Source organism: Staphylococcus ureilyticus (genome assembly GCF_002902235.1).
Lineage (GTDB): Bacteria > Bacillota > Bacilli > Staphylococcales > Staphylococcaceae > Staphylococcus > Staphylococcus ureilyticus.
Genome location: NZ_PPRL01000187.1, coordinates 1 through 556, shown reverse-complemented (window position 1 = coordinate 556; position 556 = coordinate 1). Strand labels below are relative to the sequence as shown.

Here is a 556-nt window from a genome sequence, read left to right as displayed (position 1 = left end):
TTATAGAAACTATTAAAGTCATTAACAAAACAAAGAATAAATATATATTTTTTCAATTTATTAATATCTATGTATTTGTTTAACATACATGAATCTGACATTCACTCTGTGCTGCATCGAGAAATCAATTTACGTATAGTTGTTCGTTTGATGTTTAATAATTGTATTTAATTCACCTCTAAATATAAGTTGATTTCACATATAATACTGTTAATCATAACTTTTTGTTATCACCTTTATTTTTTAGGTATAGTACAATTAAGTTAATAATTAATAGCATTGCCTAATAATTGATTGTCAACTAATTGCATGAAGATTGGAGTTTGAGGGATGGATATAAAATTAACTGATAAAGAAGCTGGGTTATTATTAAATTTAACCAAAGAAATTTTAGTAAAACACAATATTAAATTAGAAGAAAATTGCAAAGGTTATATAAATATCACTTCTTCTAAATCAGAAACTTCTTTTATTTTAAATTATTTTGTTAAACCTGGGAAAATAACGTTAAATTTTAGAGAGTCACAATACAACTTAAATTTACTACGTATTAACT

1 protein-coding gene is annotated in these 556 nt (G+C 23.0%); it reads left to right on the top strand.

The genetic code is table 11. The annotated features are described in order from the left end of the window. Nucleotides 1–330 precede the first annotated feature (330 nt). The coding region (locus CD150_RS13160) for a DUF6978 family protein (RefSeq protein WP_438829869.1) at nt 331–556 on the top strand (226 nt) is incomplete at its 3' end.